The 1,186-nt window shown below is 54.8% G+C and carries 1 pseudogene; it reads left to right on the top strand.

The features are described 5' to 3' along the window. A pseudogene (locus tag F6J99_RS45180) lies at positions 1 to 1,005 on the top strand (IS630 family transposase); the annotation flags it as partial. Positions 1,006 to 1,186: the final 181 nt, after the last annotated feature.

Genomic DNA, 1,186 nt, shown 5'->3' with positions numbered 1-1,186 from the left:
TAGGGCCTTGAATCTGCATATCAATACGGTGGGACGGATTCGCAAACGATTTCTAGAGGCGGGGGAAGCTCCGGCCTTAGAGCGAAAAGTTAGACGGCACCCGCCGGTCGATCCGATCGTGGATGGCGAAGCGGAAGCCCATATCATTGCGCTGTGTTGTTCTGAACCGCCAGATGGGAGAGCTGATTGGAGTTTGAGACTCTTAACCCAAGAAATCAAACGACGCAGCATCGTCACCGAAATCTCCCGGGAGACGGTCAGACGCACGCTAAAAAAAACAAATTGCGACCGTGGAAGACCGAGCGCTTCTGCATCCCGGAGCGGGACTTACCCCGATTTGTAGCAGAGATGGAAGTGGTCTTAGACCACTACACCCGAGCTGAGGATCCAGACATCCCGTTAATCTGCATGGATGAAGCCAGTAAAGAACTTCATGACCACCTCTATGAGCCGTTCCCGATGCAGCCGGGCCGGGATGCGAAAGAAGATTTTCATTACACGCGCGACGGGGTTCAAGCCCTCTTCATGTTCGTTGATCCCCTCCACGGGTGGCGACGAGTCCGTTGCCGAGATAGCCGGACGGCGGAAGATTGGGCGGAGGAAGTGAAACACCTGCTGGAGGTGGACTACCCCGATGCTCCCAAAATTCGGTTACTCTGCGATAATCTCAACACCCACACGATCACCTCGCTCTACAAAACCTTTCCTGCTCAAGAGGCCCACCGCCTCGCCCGACGCCTGGAGCTGATCCATACCCCGCGCAATGGCAGTTGGCTCAATGTGGCTGAAATTGAGTTGTCCGTTCTCTCGGCGCAATGTTTGGAGCGTCGGATTCCAACCGTAGAGGAACTCAAGCGCGAGCTTCAGGCTTGGCAGACGGAGCGCAATGAGCGTCGGGCAACCGTGACTTGGCGATTTACGACGGAGGCTGCACGCATCAAACTCAAGCACCTTTATCCAGTGTTTGAGGAGGATCGTGAAGGTGATTCTATCGCACCAAATTAGCTGTGCCACGCCAGTAGGGTGGATTAGCGACCGCGTAATCCACCGATACCGTGATGCGATGAGACGGGGCCGCTACACGATCGTCCACCAATGTAGGCTACGTGATGCTCCCTACTCCTTACTCGTTTGTTCAAAAAGAAGGGTGCATTACGCTCCATGATCTGCCGCTAATGTGTCGTAC

This window comes from Moorena sp. SIO4G3, from assembly GCF_010692305.1.
GTDB classification, from domain to species: domain Bacteria; phylum Cyanobacteriota; class Cyanobacteriia; order Cyanobacteriales; family Coleofasciculaceae; genus Moorena; species Moorena producens_A.
Note: the sequence above shows the minus strand (reverse complement) of the source record. Positions and strands in the feature narration are given on the sequence as shown.